Here is a 20,324-nt window from a genome sequence, read left to right as displayed (position 1 = left end):
ATGACCAAAAAATCATTCAGATGGATTAATTGACCACCGGACGATCTTCATTTTGGTTATCCATTACGGGAAGTGCAGCCTGACGCGTGCGCCGCAAACTGAACGCCGTATAAACGGCATTGAACATCACCACGCCTGCCGTGACAAAAAACACCGTGCGAAAGCCGTAGCTTGCAGAAACTGATGCGCCAATCAACGGCCCGGTGACGTTGCCGATATCGCGGAACGACTGGTTATAGCTGAAGATGCGCCCGGCAATCTGGTTGGTTGAGTTATACACCAACAGCGTTTGTACGGCGGGTAGCAAGGCGCCATCGGCTGCACCGAGTAAAAAACGCAGCACACCGAGCTGCCACGGTGATTGAACGAATGCCATCGGGATTAACAACAGTACCGACACAATCAATGCCGCAATCAGGATTTTCTCTGAACCAATGCGGTCCCCTAGCTTACCCAGGCGTGGGGCGCTGAGCAGTGCCGCCACACCCGGAACAGAAGCAATCATTCCGCTGATAAACGCAATATTGCTGACGTTACCCGCCAGTTCACGTACGTAGAGGGTCAAAATAGGGGCGATTGAGCCGGTAGCCACCTGAATAATCATCGAGGTAATGAACAGACACAGCACAAATTTGGGGCTTTTCAGCGAGTAAATCACGTCTTTGGCGTGCAGCATTTCCTTTTTGGGCACCGGCTCAAACTGTTCGCGAATCAACAGAAACGTCAGCAGGAAACATAAAAACAATACGCTGGCGGTCATAAAAAAGACTGGTCGCAGGCCATAGCTATCCGCCAGTAAACCACCCGCGAGTGGGCCAAGCAATGCACCGCTAACCGCGCCTGTAGAAAGTGTGCCCAGCGCCCAGCCGCTTTTATGTCGGGGGATCTGCGTGGCGATGAGCGCATTGGCATTCGGTACAAAACCGCCGAGTAACCCCAGCAGCGCGCGCAGAACGAGAAATTGCCAGATATTCTGCGCCAGACCCATCAGCACCATGACAATCGACATGCCAAGTGCAGAGCGCAGCAGCATGATTTTACGGCCTTTGCGATCCGCAAGCCCACCCCAGAACGGTGAAGCAACCGCTGAAAACAGAAAAGTAATACTGAACACCAGGCCGGACCACATATTCAGTGCGCTGTGTCCGGTGACGCCCAGTTGTTCGACATAGAGCGGCAGGAAAGGCATGACCAGGCTGAAAGCCGCGCCGGTAAGAAAACAGCCAATCCAGGCGATGGTGAGATTCCGTTTCCAGTTTATGGGGGCATCTGAGGAGAGCATAGGGTTCCGCGTAAGGACGCAAGGTTGTTCGAAAATGAGGTAATAAGCAGGCTAATTATGCGCCTGCTAAATCATGACTGCAATCAATGCGCGCGGTTTTTCAGCGCATAAATATCTTTGTTTGTTGGAGTAAGACTAAAGAGGAGCGATGGAAGATTGTTGGCCCGGCAAGTTAACGTCGCCGGGCGCTGAGGCTTAATTCTCGTAACGTGAAGGCATGCCTTCCGGACGTGTTTTGAAGCGGCGATGTAGCCACATGTACTGTTCGGGAGCCATCAAAATACACTGCTCAATGACTTTGTTCATCCACGCGGCGGTGGTTTCGGCATCATCCAGCGGCGGGGCGCACTCAGGCTCAAGGATAATCAACTCGTAGCCTTTGCCATCCGGCTTACGACGCGGCACAAACGGCACAATGCACGCTTTCGACATGCGCGTGAGCGTATACGTCCCGGACGTGGTTGCCGCTTTTTCTACGCCAAACAGCGGCACGAACACACTCCCCTGCGGGCCGTAGTCATGATCAGGCGCATACCAAATCACGTCACCCTTTTTCAGGGAGCGGATCATTCCTTTAAGGTCTTTGCGGTCAAGCATGTCTTTATTGGAGCGCATACGCCCCCAGGTCTGCACCAGATCGATAACCGGGTTGTCATTGGGACGGTAAACGCCAATCCCCGGAGATGCATGCAGACCAAACATGCGAGCGCCAATTTCAAGCGTGAGGAAATGAATCCCGATCAGCAAAATACCTTTCTTCTCGGCTTCCAGCGCACGGATGTGCTCAACGCCGGTTGCAACGCTCCAGCGGGCCATGCGTTTGTCCGACCAGAACCAGGCCATGCCGGTTTCCATCAGCCCCATCCCGACAGATTCGAAGTTCTTGAGCACCCAGTCATGGCGTACTTTTTCATCCATATTGGGAAAGCAAAGTTCGAGGTTACGATAAGCGATTCGGGAGCGCCGTTTCATCAGGCGAAACGAAAGACGTCCAAGCGATGTGCCAATACGGTAAAGCAGCGGATAGGGAAGTTGAACAACCAGCCACAGTACGCCCACACCCAGCCAGGTTAACCAGTAACGCGGATGGAGAAGGGCTACGGAGAATTTGGGTAAATGCGTCATCTCATTCCTGTTCTTTCGAGCAATTATCTCTATTATCGCACTTTTTCAGCCCTCGCCCAAATTGCACCAGACGAAATGGCGGTTATTAGAGCAACTGTAGAAAGTGTATGTATTCCAGGTGGGGGAAATGTAGCGCAAAATGTGGGGATGTAAATTCACATCACATGCTATATGATGCGTGCCGCGAATTTTCTCATCGATAAATGCAGGAACCACACCATGCCAGTGTTGCACAACCGCATCTCGAATGAGCAGTTGAAAGCGCAAATGATGGCCGAAACCGAGCCGCGCACGACAGTCTCATTCTACAAGTACTTCACCATCTCCGATCCAAAAACGACGCGCGACGCGCTATATCAGGCGTTCTTAGGGCTCAGCGTTTTTGGCCGTGTCTATCTTGCCCATGAGGGCATTAACGCGCAAATCAGCGTACCGCAGAGCAAATTTGAGGCTTTCCGCGAGCTTCTGTATGGCTTTGACCCGGCGCTGAATAATGTGCGCCTGAATATCGCGCTGGACGATGACGGCAAATCATTCTGGGTGCTGCGCATGAAAGTGCGTGACCGTATCGTAGCGGACGGCATTGAAGACCCGACGTTTGATGCCAGCGACGTCGGTGAATACCTGAAAGCGGCAGAAGTGAATGCCATGCTCGACGATCCCGATGCCGTTTTCATCGACATGCGTAACCACTACGAATACGAAGTGGGGCATTTCGAAAACGCGCTGGAAATTCCGGCCGATACCTTCCGCGACCAGTTGCCGAAAGCCGTTGAAATGATGGAAGAGTATCGTGACAAAAAAATCGTCATGTACTGTACCGGTGGGATCCGCTGCGAAAAAGCCAGTGCTTTTATGAAGCACAAAGGCTTCAATAAGGTCTGGCACATTGAAGGCGGGATTATCGAATATGCCCGCCGTGCGCGCGAGCAGGGTCTGCCGGTGCGTTTTATCGGTAAGAATTTTGTGTTCGACGAACGCATGGGTGAGCGCATTTCCGACGATGTGATTGCGCATTGTCATCAGTGTGGCACGGCGTGTGACACTCACACCAATTGCCTTAATGACGGCTGCCATCTGCTGTTTATTCAGTGCCCGGCTTGCGCAGAAAAATACAGCGGCTGTTGCAGCGAACTGTGCAAGGAAGAGAGCGTATTGCCGGAAGAAGAGCAGCGCCGCCGCCGTGCAGGTCGTGAAAATGGCAATAAGATTTTCAATAAATCGCGCGGTCATTTGAATACCCGTTTGGGCATTCCTGACCCCGAGCAAGGTCAGTAAAAAAGGATCCAGATGAGATCGATAGCGGCGAGCAATAACCATAACACCAGCCAGAGCACAAAGTGCTCACGGACGTTGTTGACCAGATAATTATAGATACGCTGCATCATGCTCTCATCATGAAGCCCGGTTTTGTACCGGGCTTTTTTACGTCAATTATTGATTAAAACGCGCCAGACGGAATGGCGAAAGGTCAAACGCAGGTGTTTTGCCTTGCGCAAAATCGGCGGCGATTTCCCCCAATACCGAGGCGAATTTAAAACCGTGTCCGCTGAGGCCCGAAATCACCAGCGTGTTCTCATGGTCGGGCAGCGTATCGATGATGAAATCCTCGTCCGGCGAGTTGTCGTAGGTACAGGCCGCTCCGTATAAACAGCCGCCCACGCCTGGCAGGACGTTGCGCAGGAAATTGAAGGCTTCTGAACCATCGGTGGCAACCGTGCCAAACGGTTTGCGCTGTTCCGGCGAATCAATAAGCTGACCGCCGTTATGCTTGCCGATTTTCAGCTCGTTATCTTCTGCCGGGAAACCATAATACTGATCGCCGTTTGGCAGCTCACTGGTGAATGCCGGGAAATTGTTTTTGCGGCTATAACGGCCATCGGCCTGAAACCAGGCGAATACCTTACGCACAGGCTGAATCGGCAGTTCTGGCAGCAATTTTGTGGCCCAGGTTCCGGCGCTGATCAACAGGCGTTTGCCTTGATAGCTGCCCTCGGCGGTTTCAACCGTGACGCCGTCTGCGTGATGCTGCACGCCAGTGACCGGACAATTGAACAACTGCGCGCATCCGGCAGCGCGTGCAAGTTCCACCCACGCCTTCACAGCGCGCTCGCTGTGCAAAACGCCAGAGGAAGGCTCAAACAGGCCGATATAATCATCCGGGACACGTATTTCCGGCCAACGGGCCATCACCGCTTGCGCGTCCAGTTTTTCGACGTTCAGACCGAACTGCTGTGCGCTCTGTGCCACGTTTGCCAGGAACGGCGAATGAGCAGGGCCGAGATTGATGACGCCTGTTTTATCGAAGATCTCTTCCCCGCTGAGTTGCGCCAGTTCATCCCACAGCGTCTGCGCGCGCAGCACCAGCGGCACGTATTTTTCGCCTTCGCCATAAGCGTGACGAATCAGACGAGTGTCACCGTGGTGGCTACCTTCGGTGTGCGGCGGTAAATGCGCATCGGTCATGAGTACCGACAGCCCCGCGCGGGAAGCATAAAAACCAGCGGCAGCGCCGACTGAACCGCTACCGATAATAATTAAGTCGTAGTTCATGCGTCTCTCTCAGCTCTATTCTTTAATAGCAGGGTAATTAATCTGAATCTTTGTGACAAGCCAGAAATAATTAAGGCACCCAATGGGTGCCTGTTGCGTGAATTTTAGCATTAAGCGCTAATGCCTTTTATACTCGTTTTCCTGGAATTCGCCTGATTCAATTTTGGCGATGCCCGCTTCTAAAATAGAAATAAACTGGCGGGCGACATCGGTCGTTAACCATAGCGTTTGACCGATTTCTGCTTCGTGATGGCTCGATTGTGCGGGGTTCTGGTAGTGCAGGCGCAGCATCAGCGCGTCATAGCTGTCTACGGTGCTGATGTCCCATCCGATGAGAGGATGAGTCTGGATGACTTCATTATTCTTTTCCATCATAACCCCTTATTGACGTGTTAAAAGACACTGGTTCGAGGTTTAATGCGTGTTATCTGAAGCAAACTAATTATATCAACAACTATGAAAATATTCGAATTTAAAGGTGAATCGCAAGATCTTTTTCTACTTCACCCGTTTTTTTGAACAATAAAACGGCAGTTAGTTCGTTATTTTTTAAACGAATAGTGATGCAATCAGATAAAAGTTAAAAAAAACGTGATAAACAAATAAAAAAGCCGGGGCGACCCGGCAAAGATGACACAGTGATGGAGCATTTTTTAATCTAATGACCCGAATCAGGCCGGGTTAAACCAGTCATCCGCGCTTTCCCAGGTTTCCTGGAGAATTTCACTGATGCGGTCTTTATCTTCTTTGGCACCGCCCAGAACGGAAAGATTATTGCCTGTGGCATAGCGCACACTGACTTGTCCGTTATGGTCGGGAAATTGGCTGAGAATACGGCGGGAAAGCTCGCTGGTCAGCGCGTCAATTGCGCCAGCGGGCAGGACGGTTGTTTTAGCAATGGTCACTTCAATACGCATAATATGCCCCCTGTTGAATATACTGGATATTTATACAGTTACTTTGCGCAACTTACAACAGGGGGGCACTCATTTTTTTAGCGCTTAACGCTCCAGCGCACGGTTTCACCCGCCAGGAATGGGATCAGCGTGTCATCTGTTAACGCAATACTTTCGACAACCTGACTCTCTTTACGCTCCAGTTCGATAAAGCTTTCATTCACCGGCAGGCCATAAAAACGCGGGCCGTTCAGGGAGCAGAAGCCTTCGAAGTGCTGCAATGCATTCATCTCTTCAAAGACGGTGGCGTAGCTGCCGAGAGCGGTAGGGGCGTTAAAGCAACCTGCGCAACCGCAGCTGGCTTCTTTACGATGACGGGCGTGTGGTGCGGAATCGGTGCCGAGGAACGCACGCTCAAAGCCGCTGGCGACCAGTTCACGCAGTGCCTGTTGGTGGATATTACGTTTCAGGATCGGCAGACAGTACAGGTGAGGGCGCACACCGCCCACCAGCATATGGTTGCGGTTGAACATCAGATGCTGCGGTGTAATTGTCGCGGCCAGCAGTTCGTTACCGTCGCGCACATAGTCGGCGGCATCTTTCGTGGTGATGTGTTCGAACACCACTTTCAGACCCGGCAGGCGCTGGCGCATCGGTTCCATCACCGTTTCAATAAAGCGCGCTTCGCGGTCAAAAATATCAATGTCCGCATGCGTCACTTCACCGTGAACCAGCAGGGGCATGCCGAGTTTTTGCATGCGTTCCAGTACCGGCATGATGGCATCAATGCTGGTCACGCCGTGGCTGGAGTTGGTGGTGGCGTTGGCCGGATAAAGTTTAGCGGCGGTGAATACGCCTTCGTTAAAGCCGCGATCGAGTTCATTCGGGTCGAGCGTATCGGTTAAATAGCAGGTCATCAGCGGAGTGAAATCATGGCCCGCCGGGACCGCATCCATAATGCGTTGACGATAGCTCATCGCGGCATCAACGGTGGTGATTGGCGGCACCAGATTTGGCATCACAATCGCCCGGCCATACAGTTCGCTGGTATAAGGCACGACGGTTTTCAGCATATCGCCATCGCGCAGATGGATATGCCAGTCGTCGGGACGGCGGATTTTCAGTAGCGAGGATGGTGCTGTCATGGAAGGCTCCGGCTGGTTGTGAAGGCTATTTTTGCCGGGCACAAAGATTAAACGGAAACGTTTACCTTTGCACTTCTTTCCGTGATTTTGGCGAAAAAAAACGGGCGTCAATGCGCCCGTTTTCATAAAAGGCCAGATTAGTCGGTGAGAGGAATAACAATCTCGCCCGGTTTAACCTCAATGCCTTTGGCGTATTTCTTCGCGAGTGCTTCGCCTTGGGTGGCGTCTTCGCGCAGAACGTAAGCCGGTTGCTTATTGAAGTAACTGCGCAGCGACTGGTTCAGATACGGCAGCATCGTTTGCACGACGGATTGCATCTTTTCCGGCTGGACTTTGGCATCAACCACTTCCATTTCCTGTAAGAAAATCGCGCCTTTTTCTTTATTGAAGACCGGCAATGCCTTGAGCTTCAGATCGATAGTTGCTTTCTGATTGCCAAACAGCGAGCTCATGTCGAGATTCGCCACGCCAGTCAGCGTGATTTTATTCGGTTCTTCGCGTCCAATGGCGCTGGAGAGATTGGTCAACACAATGTGCGCGTCAGCGACACCCGGCAGGCCAATATCTTTGGAGAAATTATTACGCTTTTGCAGCGCCTGGTTAATTTCTTGCTCACTCACGGTGTACTGCGTTAACTGGTTACAGCCTACCAGCAGGCCGCTTACGATAAGTGCGGCGACCATCAACAACTTTTTCATGGGGTTCCTTAACATGACGCTAGTCTCTCATCCTGACACAAAGCATCATGCGCTGTCAGCCTAATGCTGACCAGCAGAATACGCCGAATTGTTACCATTATTAACATTACGCTCCGGGTTCTCCTTTTCCACGGGACCCAAGTTTAGTGGTGAACCGGCGTTATAGCTCTGGAAACAACAATATTTTTTTATCGAAAGACAATTTTGATAGAGTTTATTTATCGAAAAGCAGAAGTGCCTCAGAAAAACGTATGTCGCTGTTTTCACAAGGTGGCGACACACAGGTATAGTAAAGGTATGAGAGCCTAAAGAAGTGGTGGGGGAAGATGTTTGGCTACCGCAGTAACGTGCCGAAAGTGCGCTTAACGACAGATCGACTGGTGGTGCGACTGGTTCATGACCGGGACGCCTGGCGACTCGCAGATTATTACGCGGAAAATAAAGCGTACCTGAAACCCTGGGAACCGGTGCGCGATGACAGCCATTGCTATCCGTCAGGCTGGCAGGCGCGTTTATCGATGATCAACGAATTTCATAAGCAGGGATCGGCGTTCTACTTTGCGCTGCTTGACCCTGAAGAGAAAGAGATTATCGGCGTTGCGAATTTTTCCAACGTGGTACGCGGCTCGTTCCACGCCTGCTATCTCGGCTATTCCATTGGTGAGAAATGGCAAGGGCAGGGGCTGATGTACGAAGCGCTCACTTCCGCGATTCGCTATATGCAGCGCACCCAACACATACACCGCATTATGGCGAATTACATGCCGCACAACCCACGTAGCGGCGCGCTGCTGGCAAAACTCGGATTCGAAAAAGAAGGTTACGCCAAAGACTATTTGCTGATTGACGGGCAATGGCGGGACCACGTTCTGACTGCGCTCACGACGCGCGAATGGACTGCGGGTCGCTAAGGAGAAATCATGAAGTATCAGTTAACGGCAGATGAAGCGCGGGTGATTGGCTGCCTGTTGGAAAAACAGGTGACCACACCGGAACAATATCCCTTGTCGGTCAATGCGGTGATGCTTGCCTGCAATCAGAAAAGTAACCGCGATCCGGTGATGTCGCTCAGTGAAAGTGACGTGCAGGATGTGCTCGATCAACTGGTCAAACGCCACTATCTGCGTACCGTTAGTGGGTTCGGTAATCGCGTCACAAAATATGAACAACGCTTCTGTAACTCTGAGTTTGGTGACCTGAAATTGACCTCTGGCGAAGTGGCGCTGGTGACCAATCTTCTGCTGCGCGGAGCACAGACTCCGGGCGAACTGCGCAGTCGTGGTCAACGGATGCATGAATTTGCGGATTCCACTGAAGTTGAACGGGCGCTGGAAAATCTAGCCAGCCGCGAAGATGGGCCGTTCGTCGTACGTTTACCACGTGAGCCGGGCAAACGTGAGCAACGTTTTATGCATCTTTTTAGTGGCGATGTGGACACCGCAATCACTGCCGTGGAAGAGCGTGAGCCTGCAACGGACTCTCTTGTTGCGCGCGTTGAAGCCCTGGAAGGGGAAGTGGAAGAACTTAAACAGCGGCTCGATTCCTTACTGGCGCATCTGGGAGATTAAGCGTGACGGCGAAACTTCGAATTGGCGTAGTAGGGCTGGGTGGCATTGCACAAAAAGCATGGCTGCCAGTGCTGAGTGCAGCCAGCGACTGGACGCTCCAGGCGGCATGGTCGCCTGGGCGGGAAAAAGCGCAGCGCGTCTGCGAAACTTACCGTGTGCCGCTGGCGGATTCGCTACAGCATCTGGCGTCGCAGTGCGATGCCGTTTTTGTTCACAGCTCAACGGCGACGCATTACGCGGTGGTTAGCGAACTGCTGAACGCGGGCGTTCACGTCTGCGTCGACAAGCCGCTGGCCGATAAGCTCAGTGACGCAGTGCGTTTGATTGAACTGGCTGAAAAGAAAAAGCTGACGCTGATGGTCGGTTTTAATCGCCGTTTCGCACCGCTTTACCGCGAACTGAAAAACAATCTGAGTCATGGCGCATCGTTGCGGATGGATAAACACCGCGCGAACAGCGTCGGTCCACAGGATCTGCGCTTCACGCTGCTCGATGATTACCTGCACGTCGTAGACACCGCGCTGTGGCTGGCAGGAGGCAAAGCACAGCTCAGCGGAGGCTTATTGCAAACCACCGAACAGGGCGAGATGTTTTATGCCGAGCATCATTTCAGCCTGCCGCAGATGCAAATCACCACCAGTATGCATCGCCGGGCGGGTAGCCAGCGCGAATGGGTACAGGCCGTGACCGATGGTGCGCTGATCGACATCACTGATATGCGTGACTGGCGCGAAGAGCGTGGGAACGGTGTGTTCGAGCGTCCCGTGCCGGGCTGGCAAAGCACGCTTGAGCAACGTGGTTTCGCCGGGTGTGCGCGTCATTTTATCGAATGCGTGCAAAATCAGACTGTTCCAGAAACGGCGGGTGAACAGGCGATAGCCGCTCAGCGCATCGTTGAAAAGCTGTGGCAGGAGGCCATCAGCGAGTAAGAGGCTGTAACATCTGTCAGTAGTAATTGCCGCTAATCCCGGTAGACTATCGCCACTTTTCTAACGCCTGTTCTGCTTACAGGCGTTTTTGATCCAGGGTTGTGGAATAACACGTTAATGAACCTATTAAAATCGCTGGCGGCCGTCAGCTCAATGACCATGTTCTCTCGCGTGCTCGGCTTTGCGCGCGATGCCATTGTGGCAAGGGTTTTTGGGGCGGGAATGGCAACCGATGCCTTTTTTGTGGCATTCAAACTGCCGAATCTGCTGCGCCGCATCTTTGCTGAAGGGGCATTTTCTCAGGCGTTCGTGCCCATTCTGGCGGAATACAAAAGCAAACAGGGCGAAGACGCCACACGTGTTTTTGTCTCCTACGTTTCCGGTTTATTGACCCTGGCGCTGGCGGTGGTCACCGTCGTCGGGATGCTGGCCGCGCCGTGGGTGATCACCATCACCGCGCCGGGCTTTGCGGACACCGCCGATAAATTCGCGTTAACCAGTCAACTGCTGCGCATTACCTTCCCGTATATTCTGCTTATCTCACTGGCTTCGCTGGTGGGGGCGATTTTGAATACCTGGAACCGGTTCTCGGTTCCGGCGTTTGCACCGACGTTTCTTAACGTCAGCATGATCGGTTTTGCGCTGTTTGCCGCGCCGTATTTCAACCCGCCGGTCCTGGCGCTGGCGTGGGCCGTTACCGTAGGCGGCGTGCTGCAATTGTTCTATCAGCTGCCGCACCTGAAAAAAATCGGCATGCTGGTGCTGCCGCGCATCAATCTGAAAGATGCGGGTTCTATCCGGGTAGTGAAACAGATGGGTCCGGCTATTCTTGGCGTGTCCGTGAGCCAGATTTCGCTGATCATCAACACCATTTTCGCCTCGTTCCTGGTGTCGGGTTCTGTATCCTGGATGTATTACGCCGACCGCTTGATGGAGTTCCCGTCCGGTGTGTTGGGCGTGGCGTTAGGGACTATTCTGCTGCCGTCGCTGTCGAAAAGTTTTGCCAGCGGTAATCATGATGAATATTGCCGCCTGATGGACTGGGGCTTGCGTCTGTGTTTCCTGTTGGCTGTGCCAAGTGCGGTGGCGCTGGGGATCCTGGCGAAACCGCTAACTGTCGCGTTGTTCCAGTACGGCAAATTTACCGCGTTTGATGCGGCGATGACGCAGCGCGCGCTGGTGGCGTATTCCGTAGGGTTGGTGGGGCTGATTGTGGTGAAAGTCCTCGCGCCGGGCTTCTATTCCCGTCAGGACATCAAAACCCCGGTTAAAATTGCTATCGTGACGCTGATCCTGACTCAGGTCATGAACCTCGCGTTTATCGGCCCGCTGAAACATGCTGGTCTGTCGCTATCGATTGGTCTGGCGGCGTGCCTCAACGCCAGCCTGCTTTACTGGCAACTGCGTAAGCAAAAAATCTTTACGCCGCAGCCGGGTTGGGGCCTGTTCCTGACGCGCCTGATTGTGGCGGTGATTGTGATGGCGGCGGCGCTGTTTGGCCTGATGCATATCATGCCGGAATGGTCGCAGGGCACGATGCCGCTGCGTATTCTGCGTCTGATGGCGGTAGTGGTGGCGGGTATCGCAGCCTACTTCGCTACGTTGCTGGTGTTGGGCTTCCGCGTGAAGGAGTTTGCGCGCCGTACGGTATAAACAAAAACGGCGGTGAACCGAAGTGATTCACCGCCGTTGTTATTGAATGGTTTTTATCAGGCCGCGAGCCACGCCTGACCTTCCTCTTTCATTTTCTTCTCCAGTTCGCTCCCACGAGTCGCAAAGACACGGTTAACAGGGAATCCACTTTTTTCCAGTACGTACGCAAGCGCAGCATATTCGCGTGGGTATTTTTTGCTGACGGACTTATCAATCTCCACCAGCCCCTGCGGGAAAGTGAAACCGCCCATGTCGTAGACGCTCTGACGGTGCACAATTTTCCAGAGGCCGTCGCGTTTTTCGACCCGATCGTAGAAGCGGTTGTGGACGCTACAGCCGAGATCCAACTCGATATTTTCGCCGACGATCATGGCATTGGTTTCGACAAGGGCTTTATCACCGTTAAAGGTCACCACGGGCGCGCCAATCAGATGTTTGGTTTTCAGTGCAGAGGCGCCCATCTTTGCGGAAGCGTCGACAAATTCGCTGAAAAGCCCCTCAAACCAGGTTATCTCGATAGTGCCTTCAGGATGGAACAACGCGCGCATTGCGTCCCATTGCGCCAGGTCGCGGTGGATCCAGCCGGTCATCAGGTCAGTAATTTGTTGGCGATCGTCAAGGGTGGCGTTTTGCATAATAGGTGACTCCGGTTTACGTCATTGTTCGTGGGTGTGGCAGGAGTATTGCGTTTTTAATTGATAACATCCAATATCGAATAATGACCAATCAATCAGATTAAATGATTAAAGAGGTGTAATGGACTTACGGCAGCTGCGTTACTTTCTCGCCGTCGCAAAAGAAAAGCACTTTGGCCGCGCGGCGCAGTCTCTGAATATAGTCCAACCGGCGCTGAGTATGCAGATTCGCGCGCTGGAAGAGGAGTTGGGCGGGGCGCTGTTTCAACGAACCAGCCGACGCGTTGAATTGACGGAGGCCGGAAAAGTCTTTGAGATTCAGGCGCTGCGAACCATTGCCCAGGCCGAGTTTGCGAGACAATCAACTCAGCGGGCGTTGCGCGGTGAAACCGGCACGGTACGAATTGGTTTTGCAGGCAATGCGATTTTCAGCGGTACGTTGATGCGCGACATTCGTCGTTTTCATCTCGCAAGCCCTGATGTGGAAGTGACCATCGAGGAAATCGCCCCTCATCGGCAAGTTGAAGCCATCCGCGCCGGGCTGCTGGATATTGGATATACGCCAGATCACAGCACATTACGCAGCCCTGGAATTCATGCGCAAAGCGTTGGGGAGTGGGGCATTCTGGTCGCGCTGGCAGACGATCACCCTCTGGCAATGCATACCAAAATTACGTTGCCGATGCTGGCAGATAAACCGCTGGTGCTCTATGAAGCGCATGACGTGGATGAGCGGCTTACCGTCTTGTTGAGTCAGGCGTTGGGCGAACGACTGCATATTGCCCACCGAACCGGCAGCAGTCTGAACGTGCTGGCATTCGCGGCGGCGGGCCTTGGATTGGCGCTCGTCCCCAAGCCGCTACAACAAATCAGTATTCCGGGTCTGACCTACCGTGAACTGAACGCGCCCGAAATGACGGCGAATTTAATGCTCATCAGTCGTGCTGACGAGAACAGTGCTGCGGTGCAAGCTTGGCTTAAGGGCATTAATAGCGATAAAAGCTGAGGCAAACCACAGGTCCTGCGCCGTTAATGAAGGCAAAGCGACCTGTGGTTTTGATAGGGGGTATCAGACGGAAAACTTTTTATTCCCGCGAGCGCTGGACGAGGTTTGACCGTCTTTGCCGTAAAGCGTCGGTTCCTGATGCGGTTTGAGCACCTGCAAAGCCTGCTGGTTTCGCTCAATTTGTCCTTCGAGTAGCCAGCCATTGTGCTGATTGAGATCGCGTAAATGCTGGGTTTTCTCGGTAATAGTTTGCCAGCGTTCTGCAACGTCATCGTTAGCACAACGCTGCGCTTCTTGCTCGAGGCGGCGTTGTTTTTCCAGATAATCCAGGGTCGCCAGCAATGAGCTTTTTTCTTCGGTTATCCGTTGCAGATTGCTGCTGTTTACGCTGCCAGCGGAAAGCTGTTGCTGCTCGGCATCCATCACCTCTTTCAGCGAGTTCAGGATGACGGTCATGTGATCCAGTATTTCTGACAGACGACTCATTCTGTTATTTACTCTGCAGCCAGCTCTGGGTGTCCGAAATCAGCGAATCCGCGATTTTGCCGGTATCCATTTTCAGTTCGCCGTTGCGGATAGCCGTTTTCAGCGCTTCAACGCGTTCCATATTGACGTCGCTGGTGCGCGGTTGCATCAGGCTCGATTGTGCTTCGCTCAGCGTCACGTTAGTGCTGTTAGCGGTAGAAGATTTATCCAGACGAGATTTTTGCGCCTGGGCTTCATTAGGTTCACGCGGCTGGACGGCGTTAACGGGCTTCAGGGGCGATGTACGATCAATGCTCATAGTCCTGTCCTCATCGAGGTTTCGTGGCGTTTACTGCCTGCCATCATCACTTGTTGAATATTTATCGGCAGCCTTCACAGATTCTTTAAAAAGATTATAGGTTAATCAGAATATTCCCATCCGAATCGACCTGACCGCTCACTACCTGTCCTGAAGGCATTCTCACGCGAGCGTTTTGCGCGACCGCGGCATTGTTCAGTGCCTGGCCTTCCGCATTGGCGCTAAAGCCATCGCCGCTGGCAATCACCTGCACTTTTTGCCCGGCTTTAACGCGCCAGGATTGTCGCAGCATCGACAGTTGGACGGGCTGGCCCGGCGCCAGGTCACGCATCGAGACCGCATCCTGCGCCTGCTTTATATCAAGCATAGTTCGCGGCGGCAGCTGGTCCAGCCGCCCACGCTTTAAAATCACGCTACCAGGCTGAAGTGCCGCCCCTCTGACGATAGGTTGTGCTGCCACAACATAGTTGCCTGTCGCTTCGACAAACACCTGGATGTAACGCTTCTCCGTTCCGCACTGCGCCTGCACGGTCTGGTTTCCCCACAGTTTAGTGTTGCCCATTACGCTGAGCGCAGGCTGCTCGCACTGCGGCATCGCGCCACCGGGATTACGCAGGTTGACCATCACCGCATCGCTAAAACCGGCGAGGCGCTGAACAAAGAAATCATTGAGCTGGCGGTGTATGTCTTGCGCGATGGCCACCGGGCTCAGGAGCGCAAATGCCAACGTGAGGGTGCGATTCAGGTTTCGCATAGCTAACTCCGGTTTCTCAGGGAATAGCCGAATTTTACCTGCAAGCGAAGAACTTCAACGCAACAAATAGCGATGCATTTGGCTTTTATTCCGACGATGGCGCACCAGATTTGGGATTAATCTGAACGCTGAATGAACTATTGCCTTCGGCGGAGGAGACATGCTCGACAAACTCGACGCTGCGCTACGTTTTCAACAAGAAGCGTTGAACCTGCGCGCCCAGCGTCAGGAAATCCTGGCCTCGAACATTGCTAACGCCGATACCCCGGGGTATCAAGCGCGCGATGTGGATTTTGCCAGTGAACTGAAAAAAGTGATGGATCGCGGGCGCGCGGAAACCAGCGGTGTGTCGCTCACGCTGACCTCCGAACGCCATATTCCAGCCCAGGCGATGACGGCCCCCTCTGTTGACCTGATGTATCGGGTCCCTGATCAGCCATCAATGGACGGTAACACCGTCGATATGGACCGGGAGCGCACGCAATTCGCCGACAACAGCCTGCAATACCAGACCGGTTTGACCGTGTTGGGCGGGCAAATTAAAAGCATGATGACCGTGCTGCAGGGGAACTAATTCATGGCATTACTGAATATTTTCGACGTTGCAGGATCGGCGCTGACCGCGCAGTCCAAACGCCTCAACGTCGCCGCCAGTAACCTCGCCAACGCCGACAGCGTGACCGGGCCAGATGGTCAGCCTTATCGCGCTAAACAGGTCGTTTTTCAGGTTGATGCACCGACCGGTGCGGCAACGGGTGGGGTAAAAGTCGCCGATGTGGTGGAAAGCCAGGATCCCTTCAAGCTGGTGTATCAGCCGGGTAATCCGCTGGCGGACGCCAAGGGCTACGTGAAGATGCCAAACGTCGATGTGGTGGAAGAGATGGTCAACACCATGTCGGCTTCCCGCAGCTACCAGGCCAACGTTGAAGTACTCAATACCGTCAAGAGCATGATGCTCAAAACGCTGACCCTCGGTCAGTAACGGAGAAAACGATGTCTATTGCCGTGAATGTGAATGACCCGACCAGCAGCGCAGCGACTACCGCCACCAGCGGCAGTTTAACCACCAGCAACGCATCCGATCTGCAAAGCAGCTTCCTGACGCTGTTGGTCGCGCAGTTGAAAAACCAGGATCCGACCAACCCGATGGACAACAGCCAACTAACTTCCCAGTTGGCACAAATCAGCACCGTCAGCGGGATTGAAAAACTGAATACCACGCTTGGCTCTATTTCTGGTCAGATTGATAACAGCCAGTCACTGCAGGCGAGTTCGCTGATTGGTCATGGGGTGATGATCCCAGGTTCCGTGGTGCTTGCTGGTGCCGGTTCTGATGGCACCGCCAGCACCACGCCGTTTGGCGTTGAGTTGACACAAGCTGCCGATAAAGCGACAGCTACCGTCACCGACAGCAGCGGCAAAGTGATCCGCACGATGGATCTCGGCAGCCTCACGGCTGGCGTTCATACCTTTACCTGGGACGGGACTGCCTCCGATGGCAGCACCGTTCCGGACGGCGCTTATAACGTCTCGATTGCCGCCAGCACTAACGGCACGCAACTGGTGGCTCAGCCACTCCAGTTCGCGCTGGTGCAAGGGGTTACGAAGGGAAGCAGCGGTAATCTGCTGGATCTCGGAACGTATGGCACCACCACGCTCGACGAAGTTCGTCAGATTATTTAAGCCTTCAACCTTAGCAGGAGTTAAGACATGGCCTTTTCTCAAGCGGTCAGCGGCCTGAATGCCGCGGCCACCAATCTCGATGTAATTGGCAACAACATTGCCAACTCCGCGACCTATGGCTTCAAAGCCGGCACCGCTTCGTTCGCCGACATGTTTGCCGGTTCCAAAGTGGGTCTGGGCGTTAAAGTTGCAGGCATTACCCAGGACTTCAACGACGGCACCACCACCAGCACCGGTCGTGCGCTGGATGTCGCTATCAGCCAGAACGGTTTCTTCCGTCTGACCGACAGCAACGGTTCCGTGTACTACAGCCGTAACGGTCAGTTCAAACTGGATGAAAACCGCAACCTGGTGAACATGCAGGGTCTGCAACTGACGGGCTACCCGGCAACCGGCACGCCGCCGACTATTCAGCAGGGGGCAAACCCGGTTGGACTGAATATCCCTAATACGCTGATGCCGGCAAAAACTACTACAACGGCGTCCATGCAGGTCAACCTGAACTCGACAGATCCTGTGCCAGCAACAACAGGGTTTGATCCGACCAATCCGGACACGTACAACAAAAAAGGCACCGTCACCGTTTTTGATTCCCAAGGTAACTCCCACGATATGAACGTCTATTTCGTGAAGAGCGCGACGGCGAACACCTGGGATTTCTACACTCAAGACAGCAGCGTTGCGGGTGCGCCGTTCCAGGCTGGCACCCCAATGACCTTTAACGCTGACGGTGTGATGACCGGCGGAATAACCCAACCGATGACGACCGGCACCATTAATGGTGCCACTGCAGCGAGTTTCAGCCTGAACTTTGCCAACTCGATGCAGCAGAACACCGGGTCAAACGATATTGTCGCCACTAACCAAAATGGCTATAAGCCGGGCAACCTGGTGAGCTATCAGATCAATGATGATGGCAGCGTCGTCGGGAACTACTCCAACGAACAAACGCAGCTGATGGGACAAATCGTACTGGCTAACTTTGCCAACAACGAAGGGCTACAGTCCGAAGGCGATAACGTCTGGTCATCCACGCAGTCTTCCGGTGTCGCGCTGCTCGGCACGGCAGGCACCGGCAACTTCGGCACCCTGACCAACGGCGCGCTGGAAGCATCGAACGTCGATCTGAGTAAAGAACTGGTGAACATGATTGTCGCGCAGCGTAACTATCAGTCGAACGCGCAGACCATCAAAACCCAGGATCAGATCCTCAACACCCTGGTTAACCTGCGCTAAGCGCCTGACGGGACGGCTTCATGGATCACGCAATATATACCGCGATGGGCGCGGCCAGCCAGACGATGGAAATGCAGGCTGTCACTGCCAACAATCTCGCCAACACGTCTACGCCGGGATTTCGTGGGCAGCTAGCGGCGCTACGCGCTGTGCCCGTGAATGGGGAAACGTACCAGACACGCACACTTGTCGCCGGTTCTACGCCAGGGTCAGACATGACGCCTGGTCAGCTTGACTACACCGCCCGTCCACTAGACGTGGCGTTGCAGCAGGATGGCTGGCTGGCGGTGCAGAATCCGGATGGCACGGAAGGGTACACCCGTAACGGCAACATCCAGGTGACGCCTACGGGTCAGTTGACCATTCAGGGAAATCCGGTGCTGGGCGACGGCGGCGGTGCGGTCACGGTGCCGGAAGGGTCTGACATCACTATTGCGTCTGACGGCACGATTTCGGCGCTCAATCCGGGTGACCCGGCGAACACCATTTCACCCGTTGGCAAACTGAAACTAGTGAAGGCGGCGGATAACGAAGTGACGCGCGGTGATGACGGCATGTTCCGTCTGACGCCAGCGGCGCAGGCGACCCGTGGCGCGGTGCTGCAATCCGATCCGTCCATTCGCCTGCAGTCCGGTGTGCTGGAAGGCAGTAACGTGAAGCCGGTTACAGCGATGGTGGAGATGATTGCCAGTTCGCGACGTTTTGAAATGCAGATGAAGGTCATCAGCAGCGTTGACGACAACGCGCAGAAGGCTAACCAACTGTTATCAATGAGCTAATCTTCCGTCATCGTTCAGGCTGTAGCCAGTGCGATTTAGGGAGATACAGGAAAAAACATGATCAGTTCATTATGGATTGCCAAAACCGGCCTCGACGCCCAGCAAACCAACATGGACGTTATCGCCAACAACCTGGCGAACGTCAGTACCAACGGTTTCAAACGTCAGCGTGCTGTGTTTGAAGATTTGCTTTACCAGACCATTCGTCAGCCGGGCGCGCAATCGTCCGAACAGACCACGCTGCCATCAGGTTTGCAGATTGGTACGGGTGTACGTCCGGTTGCTACCGAGCGTATTCACACCCAGGGCAACCTGAGCCAAACCGATAACAGCAAAGACGTCGCCATCAAAGGCGAAGGTTTCTTCCAGGTGCTGTTGCCGGATGGCACATCTGCCTATACCCGCGACGGTTCGTTCCAGGTCGATCAGAACGGTCAGTTGGTTACCGCTGGCGGTTTCCAGGTGCAGCCTGCGATCACCATTCCTGCCAACACCCTGAGTGTGACTATCGGGCGTGATGGCGTGGTGAGCGTGACCCAGCAAGGGCAAACCAACCCGGTGCAGGTCGGTCAGTTGAACCTGACGACCTTTATGAATAATGCGGGCCTCGAGAGTATCGGTGAGAACCTGTACACCGAAACGCAGGCATCTGGCGCGCCGAATGACAGCACGCCTGGCCTTAATGGCGCGGGCCTGTTGTATCAGGGTTATGTTGAAACCTCCAACGTCAACGTGGCGGAAGAACTGGTCAACATGATTCAGGTGCAGCGTGCGTATGAGATCAACAGCAAGGCGGTGTCGACCACCGACCAGATGCTGCAGAAACTCACCCAGCTGTAAGACGTAACCGGTGCAGATTTCCTGCACCGGATTTTTGGATTCAGAAGATAAAAGCAATGCAAAAAACCTCAGCGTTTCGTTATCCGCTTCTTGTGGTTCTGGCTATGTCTCAGGCCGGATGCGCGTTGATCCCTTCTAAACCTTTGGTGGAAGGGGCAACAACCGCACAGCCTGTACCAGGCCCGGTGCCGGTGGTCAATGGCTCGATTTTCCAGAGCGCGCAGCCGATTAACTACGGCTATCAGCCGCTGTTTGAAGACCGTCGTCCGCGCAATATTGGCGATACGCTGACTATCCAGCTGCAAGAAAACGTCAGCGCGTCTAAGAGCTCGTCGGCGAATGCCAGCCGTGATGGCAAAACTAATTTCGGCTTCGACACCGTGCCGCGTTATCTGCAAGGCCTGTTTGGCAATGCACGCGCCGATGTGGACGCCTCTGGCGGCAACTCCTTTAACGGTAAAGGCGGGGCCAATGCCAGCAACACCTTCAGCGGAACGCTGACGGTGACCGTCGATCAGGTGCTGGCAAACGGCAACCTGCATGTCGTCGGCGAGAAACAAATCGCCATTAACCAGGGCACCGAATTCATCCGCTTCTCTGGCGTCGTGAACCCACGCACCATCAGCGGCAGCAACACCGTGCCGTCAACCCAGGTGGCTGATGCCCGCATTGAATACGTCGGTAACGGCTACATCAATGAAGCGCAGAACATGGGCTGGCTGCAGCGTTTCTTCCTTAACTTATCGCCGATGTAACGA

The 20,324-nt window shown here is 53.9% G+C and carries 26 protein-coding genes; 14 read left to right on the top strand and 12 right to left on the bottom strand.

Annotation, left to right across the window (positions count from 1 at the left end; all coding sequences use genetic code 11):
* Nucleotides 1–25 precede the first annotated feature (25 nt).
* Complete coding sequence (mdtG, locus tag VH187_RS01895; RefSeq protein ID WP_329699801.1) at nucleotides 26–1,282, bottom strand: multidrug efflux MFS transporter MdtG; 1,257 nt, start codon at nucleotides 1,280–1,282, stop codon at nucleotides 26–28.
* A gap of 195 nt (nucleotides 1,283–1,477) precedes the next feature.
* Nucleotides 1,478–2,407, bottom strand: coding sequence for a Kdo(2)-lipid IV(A) acyltransferase (locus tag VH187_RS01890; RefSeq protein WP_329699800.1), 930 nt, complete (start codon nucleotides 2,405–2,407; stop codon nucleotides 1,478–1,480).
* Here VH187_RS01890 and VH187_RS01885 point away from each other — a divergent pair.
* Both VH187_RS01885 and trhO read left to right on the top strand, forming a co-directional pair.
* Nucleotides 2,399–2,560 carry a hypothetical protein gene (locus VH187_RS01885; RefSeq protein WP_329699799.1) on the top strand — a complete coding sequence of 54 codons (162 nt, stop codon included), beginning with the start codon at nucleotides 2,399–2,401 and terminating at the stop codon, nucleotides 2,558–2,560. The two genes, VH187_RS01890 and VH187_RS01885, sit on opposite strands and share 9 nt — an antisense overlap.
* 66 nt (nucleotides 2,561–2,626) lie before the next feature.
* The gene (gene trhO / locus VH187_RS01880; RefSeq protein WP_329699798.1) at nucleotides 2,627–3,685 is read left to right on the top strand and encodes an oxygen-dependent tRNA uridine(34) hydroxylase TrhO; all 1,059 of its coding nucleotides are present in this window, start codon (nucleotides 2,627–2,629) and stop codon (nucleotides 3,683–3,685) included.
* Here the strand turns inward: trhO and VH187_RS01875 are convergent.
* From VH187_RS01875 to VH187_RS01850, 6 genes are all read right to left on the bottom strand, one after another.
* A complete protein-coding gene (locus VH187_RS01875) occupies nucleotides 3,679–3,792 on the bottom strand; it encodes a DUF2770 family protein (RefSeq protein ID WP_329699838.1) in 114 nt (37 codons plus the stop codon). The genes trhO and VH187_RS01875 overlap by 7 nt on opposite strands.
* Nucleotides 3,793–3,841: 49 nt before the next feature.
* A complete protein-coding gene (solA, locus tag VH187_RS01870; protein ID WP_329699797.1) occupies nucleotides 3,842–4,960 on the bottom strand; it encodes an N-methyl-L-tryptophan oxidase in 1,119 nt (372 codons plus the stop codon).
* 117 nt (nucleotides 4,961–5,077) lie between these two features.
* On the bottom strand, nucleotides 5,078–5,332 hold the full coding sequence (gene bssS, locus VH187_RS01865; protein ID WP_329699837.1) for a biofilm formation regulator BssS: 255 nt from the start codon (nucleotides 5,330–5,332) through the stop codon (nucleotides 5,078–5,080).
* 299 nt (nucleotides 5,333–5,631) lie between these two features.
* Nucleotides 5,632–5,877: a DNA damage-inducible protein I gene (gene dinI / locus VH187_RS01860; RefSeq protein ID WP_329699796.1), complete on the bottom strand. Its 246-nt coding sequence runs from the start codon at nucleotides 5,875–5,877 to the stop codon at nucleotides 5,632–5,634.
* Nucleotides 5,878–5,954: 77 nt separating this feature from the next.
* Nucleotides 5,955–7,001, bottom strand: coding sequence for a dihydroorotase (gene pyrC / locus VH187_RS01855; protein WP_329699795.1), 1,047 nt, complete (start codon nucleotides 6,999–7,001; stop codon nucleotides 5,955–5,957).
* A 137-nt stretch (nucleotides 7,002–7,138) separates the two neighbouring features.
* Entirely contained in the window at nucleotides 7,139–7,699 is a 561-nt protein-coding gene (locus VH187_RS01850) for a lipoprotein (RefSeq protein ID WP_329699794.1), read from the bottom strand.
* Nucleotides 7,700–8,025: 326 nt separating this feature from the next.
* Here VH187_RS01850 and rimJ point away from each other — a divergent pair, with 326 nt between their 5' ends.
* From rimJ to murJ, 4 genes are all read left to right on the top strand, one after another.
* The gene (rimJ, locus tag VH187_RS01845; RefSeq protein ID WP_329699793.1) at nucleotides 8,026–8,610 is read left to right on the top strand and encodes a ribosomal protein S5-alanine N-acetyltransferase; all 585 of its coding nucleotides are present in this window, start codon (nucleotides 8,026–8,028) and stop codon (nucleotides 8,608–8,610) included.
* 9 nt (nucleotides 8,611–8,619) lie between these two features.
* Nucleotides 8,620–9,267, top strand: coding sequence for a YceH family protein (locus VH187_RS01840; protein WP_329699792.1), 648 nt, complete (start codon nucleotides 8,620–8,622; stop codon nucleotides 9,265–9,267).
* Between the two features lie 2 nt (nucleotides 9,268–9,269).
* On the top strand, nucleotides 9,270–10,196 hold the full coding sequence (locus tag VH187_RS01835; protein WP_329699791.1) for a Gfo/Idh/MocA family protein: 927 nt from the start codon (nucleotides 9,270–9,272) through the stop codon (nucleotides 10,194–10,196).
* 117 nt (nucleotides 10,197–10,313) lie between these two features.
* Entirely contained in the window at nucleotides 10,314–11,849 is a 1,536-nt protein-coding gene (gene murJ, locus VH187_RS01830) for a murein biosynthesis integral membrane protein MurJ (protein WP_329699790.1), read from the top strand.
* A 56-nt stretch (nucleotides 11,850–11,905) separates the two neighbouring features.
* On the opposite strand, the gene VH187_RS01825 is transcribed toward murJ, so the two are convergent.
* Nucleotides 11,906–12,484 (bottom strand): nuclear transport factor 2 family protein, encoded by a 579-nt coding sequence (locus VH187_RS01825; RefSeq protein ID WP_329699789.1) that lies wholly within the window; start codon nucleotides 12,482–12,484, stop codon nucleotides 11,906–11,908.
* Between the two features lie 121 nt (nucleotides 12,485–12,605).
* Between VH187_RS01825 and VH187_RS01820 the strand changes: the two genes are divergently transcribed.
* Nucleotides 12,606–13,490: a LysR substrate-binding domain-containing protein gene (locus VH187_RS01820; RefSeq protein ID WP_329699788.1), complete on the top strand. Its 885-nt coding sequence runs from the start codon at nucleotides 12,606–12,608 to the stop codon at nucleotides 13,488–13,490.
* A gap of 63 nt (nucleotides 13,491–13,553) precedes the next feature.
* Here the strand turns inward: VH187_RS01820 and flgN are convergent, their stop codons facing one another.
* From flgN to flgA, 3 genes are all read right to left on the bottom strand, one after another.
* On the bottom strand, nucleotides 13,554–13,976 hold the full coding sequence (flgN, locus tag VH187_RS01815; RefSeq protein ID WP_329699787.1) for a flagella biosynthesis chaperone FlgN: 423 nt from the start codon (nucleotides 13,974–13,976) through the stop codon (nucleotides 13,554–13,556).
* 4 nt (nucleotides 13,977–13,980) lie between these two features.
* A complete protein-coding gene (gene flgM / locus VH187_RS01810; RefSeq protein ID WP_329699786.1) occupies nucleotides 13,981–14,274 on the bottom strand; it encodes a flagellar biosynthesis anti-sigma factor FlgM in 294 nt (97 codons plus the stop codon).
* 94 nt (nucleotides 14,275–14,368) lie between these two features.
* On the bottom strand, nucleotides 14,369–15,028 hold the full coding sequence (gene flgA / locus VH187_RS01805) for a flagellar basal body P-ring formation chaperone FlgA (protein WP_329699785.1): 660 nt from the start codon (nucleotides 15,026–15,028) through the stop codon (nucleotides 14,369–14,371).
* Nucleotides 15,029–15,188: 160 nt separating this feature from the next.
* Here flgA and flgB point away from each other — a divergent pair, with 160 nt between their 5' ends.
* Genes flgB through VH187_RS01770 form a run of 7 tightly spaced genes read left to right on the top strand, consistent with a single transcriptional unit; the run spans nucleotide 15,189 to nucleotide 20,321 of the window.
* Entirely contained in the window at nucleotides 15,189–15,602 is a 414-nt protein-coding gene (flgB, locus tag VH187_RS01800) for a flagellar basal body rod protein FlgB (RefSeq protein ID WP_329699784.1), read from the top strand.
* Nucleotides 15,603–15,605: 3 nt separating this feature from the next.
* On the top strand, nucleotides 15,606–16,010 hold the full coding sequence (gene flgC, locus VH187_RS01795) for a flagellar basal body rod protein FlgC (RefSeq protein ID WP_110509791.1): 405 nt from the start codon (nucleotides 15,606–15,608) through the stop codon (nucleotides 16,008–16,010).
* A gap of 11 nt (nucleotides 16,011–16,021) precedes the next feature.
* Nucleotides 16,022–16,711 (top strand): flagellar hook assembly protein FlgD, encoded by a 690-nt coding sequence (gene flgD / locus VH187_RS01790; protein ID WP_329699783.1) that lies wholly within the window; start codon nucleotides 16,022–16,024, stop codon nucleotides 16,709–16,711.
* A 27-nt stretch (nucleotides 16,712–16,738) separates the two neighbouring features.
* Complete coding sequence (gene flgE, locus VH187_RS01785) at nucleotides 16,739–17,947, top strand: flagellar hook protein FlgE (protein ID WP_329699782.1); 1,209 nt, start codon at nucleotides 16,739–16,741, stop codon at nucleotides 17,945–17,947.
* 20 nt (nucleotides 17,948–17,967) lie between these two features.
* Nucleotides 17,968–18,726 carry a flagellar basal body rod protein FlgF gene (locus VH187_RS01780; RefSeq protein ID WP_329699781.1) on the top strand — a complete coding sequence of 253 codons (759 nt, stop codon included), beginning with the start codon at nucleotides 17,968–17,970 and terminating at the stop codon, nucleotides 18,724–18,726.
* A 57-nt stretch (nucleotides 18,727–18,783) separates the two neighbouring features.
* Entirely contained in the window at nucleotides 18,784–19,566 is a 783-nt protein-coding gene (gene flgG / locus VH187_RS01775) for a flagellar basal-body rod protein FlgG (RefSeq protein WP_329699780.1), read from the top strand.
* Between the two features lie 56 nt (nucleotides 19,567–19,622).
* Nucleotides 19,623–20,321, top strand: coding sequence for a flagellar basal body L-ring protein FlgH (locus VH187_RS01770; RefSeq protein WP_329699779.1), 699 nt, complete (start codon nucleotides 19,623–19,625; stop codon nucleotides 20,319–20,321).
* Nucleotides 20,322–20,324 lie beyond the last annotated feature (3 nt).

This window comes from Scandinavium sp. (genome assembly GCF_036271055.1).
GTDB lineage: Bacteria > Pseudomonadota > Gammaproteobacteria > Enterobacterales > Enterobacteriaceae > Scandinavium.
This window is presented reverse-complemented; position numbering and strand designations above follow the sequence as displayed.

Excerpts from the sequence above, each read along its gene's own strand:
- VH187_RS01780 (WP_329699781.1), top strand. The coding sequence starts at position 17,968 with ATGGATCACGCAATATATACCGCGATGGGCGCGGCCAGCCAGACGATG.
- bssS (WP_329699837.1), bottom strand. The coding sequence starts at position 5,332 with ATGGAAAAGAATAATGAAGTCATCCAGACTCATCCTCTCATCGGATGG.
- VH187_RS01825 (WP_329699789.1), bottom strand. The coding sequence starts at position 12,484 with ATGCAAAACGCCACCCTTGACGATCGCCAACAAATTACTGACCTGATG.
- rimJ (WP_329699793.1), top strand. The coding sequence starts at position 8,026 with ATGTTTGGCTACCGCAGTAACGTGCCGAAAGTGCGCTTAACGACAGAT.
- flgC (WP_110509791.1), top strand. The coding sequence starts at position 15,606 with ATGGCATTACTGAATATTTTCGACGTTGCAGGATCGGCGCTGACCGCG.
- mdtG (WP_329699801.1), bottom strand. The coding sequence starts at position 1,282 with ATGCTCTCCTCAGATGCCCCCATAAACTGGAAACGGAATCTCACCATC.
- flgB (WP_329699784.1), top strand. The coding sequence starts at position 15,189 with ATGCTCGACAAACTCGACGCTGCGCTACGTTTTCAACAAGAAGCGTTG.
- VH187_RS01875 (WP_329699838.1), bottom strand. The coding sequence starts at position 3,792 with ATGCAGCGTATCTATAATTATCTGGTCAACAACGTCCGTGAGCACTTT.
- trhO (WP_329699798.1), top strand. The coding sequence starts at position 2,627 with ATGCCAGTGTTGCACAACCGCATCTCGAATGAGCAGTTGAAAGCGCAA.
- VH187_RS01890 (WP_329699800.1), bottom strand. The coding sequence starts at position 2,407 with ATGACGCATTTACCCAAATTCTCCGTAGCCCTTCTCCATCCGCGTTAC.
- VH187_RS01840 (WP_329699792.1), top strand. The coding sequence starts at position 8,620 with ATGAAGTATCAGTTAACGGCAGATGAAGCGCGGGTGATTGGCTGCCTG.
- flgA (WP_329699785.1), bottom strand. The coding sequence starts at position 15,028 with ATGCGAAACCTGAATCGCACCCTCACGTTGGCATTTGCGCTCCTGAGC.
- VH187_RS01885 (WP_329699799.1), top strand. The coding sequence starts at position 2,399 with ATGCGTCATCTCATTCCTGTTCTTTCGAGCAATTATCTCTATTATCGC.
- solA (WP_329699797.1), bottom strand. The coding sequence starts at position 4,960 with ATGAACTACGACTTAATTATTATCGGTAGCGGTTCAGTCGGCGCTGCC.
- flgN (WP_329699787.1), bottom strand. The coding sequence starts at position 13,976 with ATGAGTCGTCTGTCAGAAATACTGGATCACATGACCGTCATCCTGAAC.
- VH187_RS01820 (WP_329699788.1), top strand. The coding sequence starts at position 12,606 with ATGGACTTACGGCAGCTGCGTTACTTTCTCGCCGTCGCAAAAGAAAAG.
- flgE (WP_329699782.1), top strand. The coding sequence starts at position 16,739 with ATGGCCTTTTCTCAAGCGGTCAGCGGCCTGAATGCCGCGGCCACCAAT.
- VH187_RS01770 (WP_329699779.1), top strand. The coding sequence starts at position 19,623 with ATGCAAAAAACCTCAGCGTTTCGTTATCCGCTTCTTGTGGTTCTGGCT.
- VH187_RS01850 (WP_329699794.1), bottom strand. The coding sequence starts at position 7,699 with ATGAAAAAGTTGTTGATGGTCGCCGCACTTATCGTAAGCGGCCTGCTG.
- dinI (WP_329699796.1), bottom strand. The coding sequence starts at position 5,877 with ATGCGTATTGAAGTGACCATTGCTAAAACAACCGTCCTGCCCGCTGGC.
- pyrC (WP_329699795.1), bottom strand. The coding sequence starts at position 7,001 with ATGACAGCACCATCCTCGCTACTGAAAATCCGCCGTCCCGACGACTGG.
- flgG (WP_329699780.1), top strand. The coding sequence starts at position 18,784 with ATGATCAGTTCATTATGGATTGCCAAAACCGGCCTCGACGCCCAGCAA.
- murJ (WP_329699790.1), top strand. The coding sequence starts at position 10,314 with ATGAACCTATTAAAATCGCTGGCGGCCGTCAGCTCAATGACCATGTTC.
- flgD (WP_329699783.1), top strand. The coding sequence starts at position 16,022 with ATGTCTATTGCCGTGAATGTGAATGACCCGACCAGCAGCGCAGCGACT.
- flgM (WP_329699786.1), bottom strand. The coding sequence starts at position 14,274 with ATGAGCATTGATCGTACATCGCCCCTGAAGCCCGTTAACGCCGTCCAG.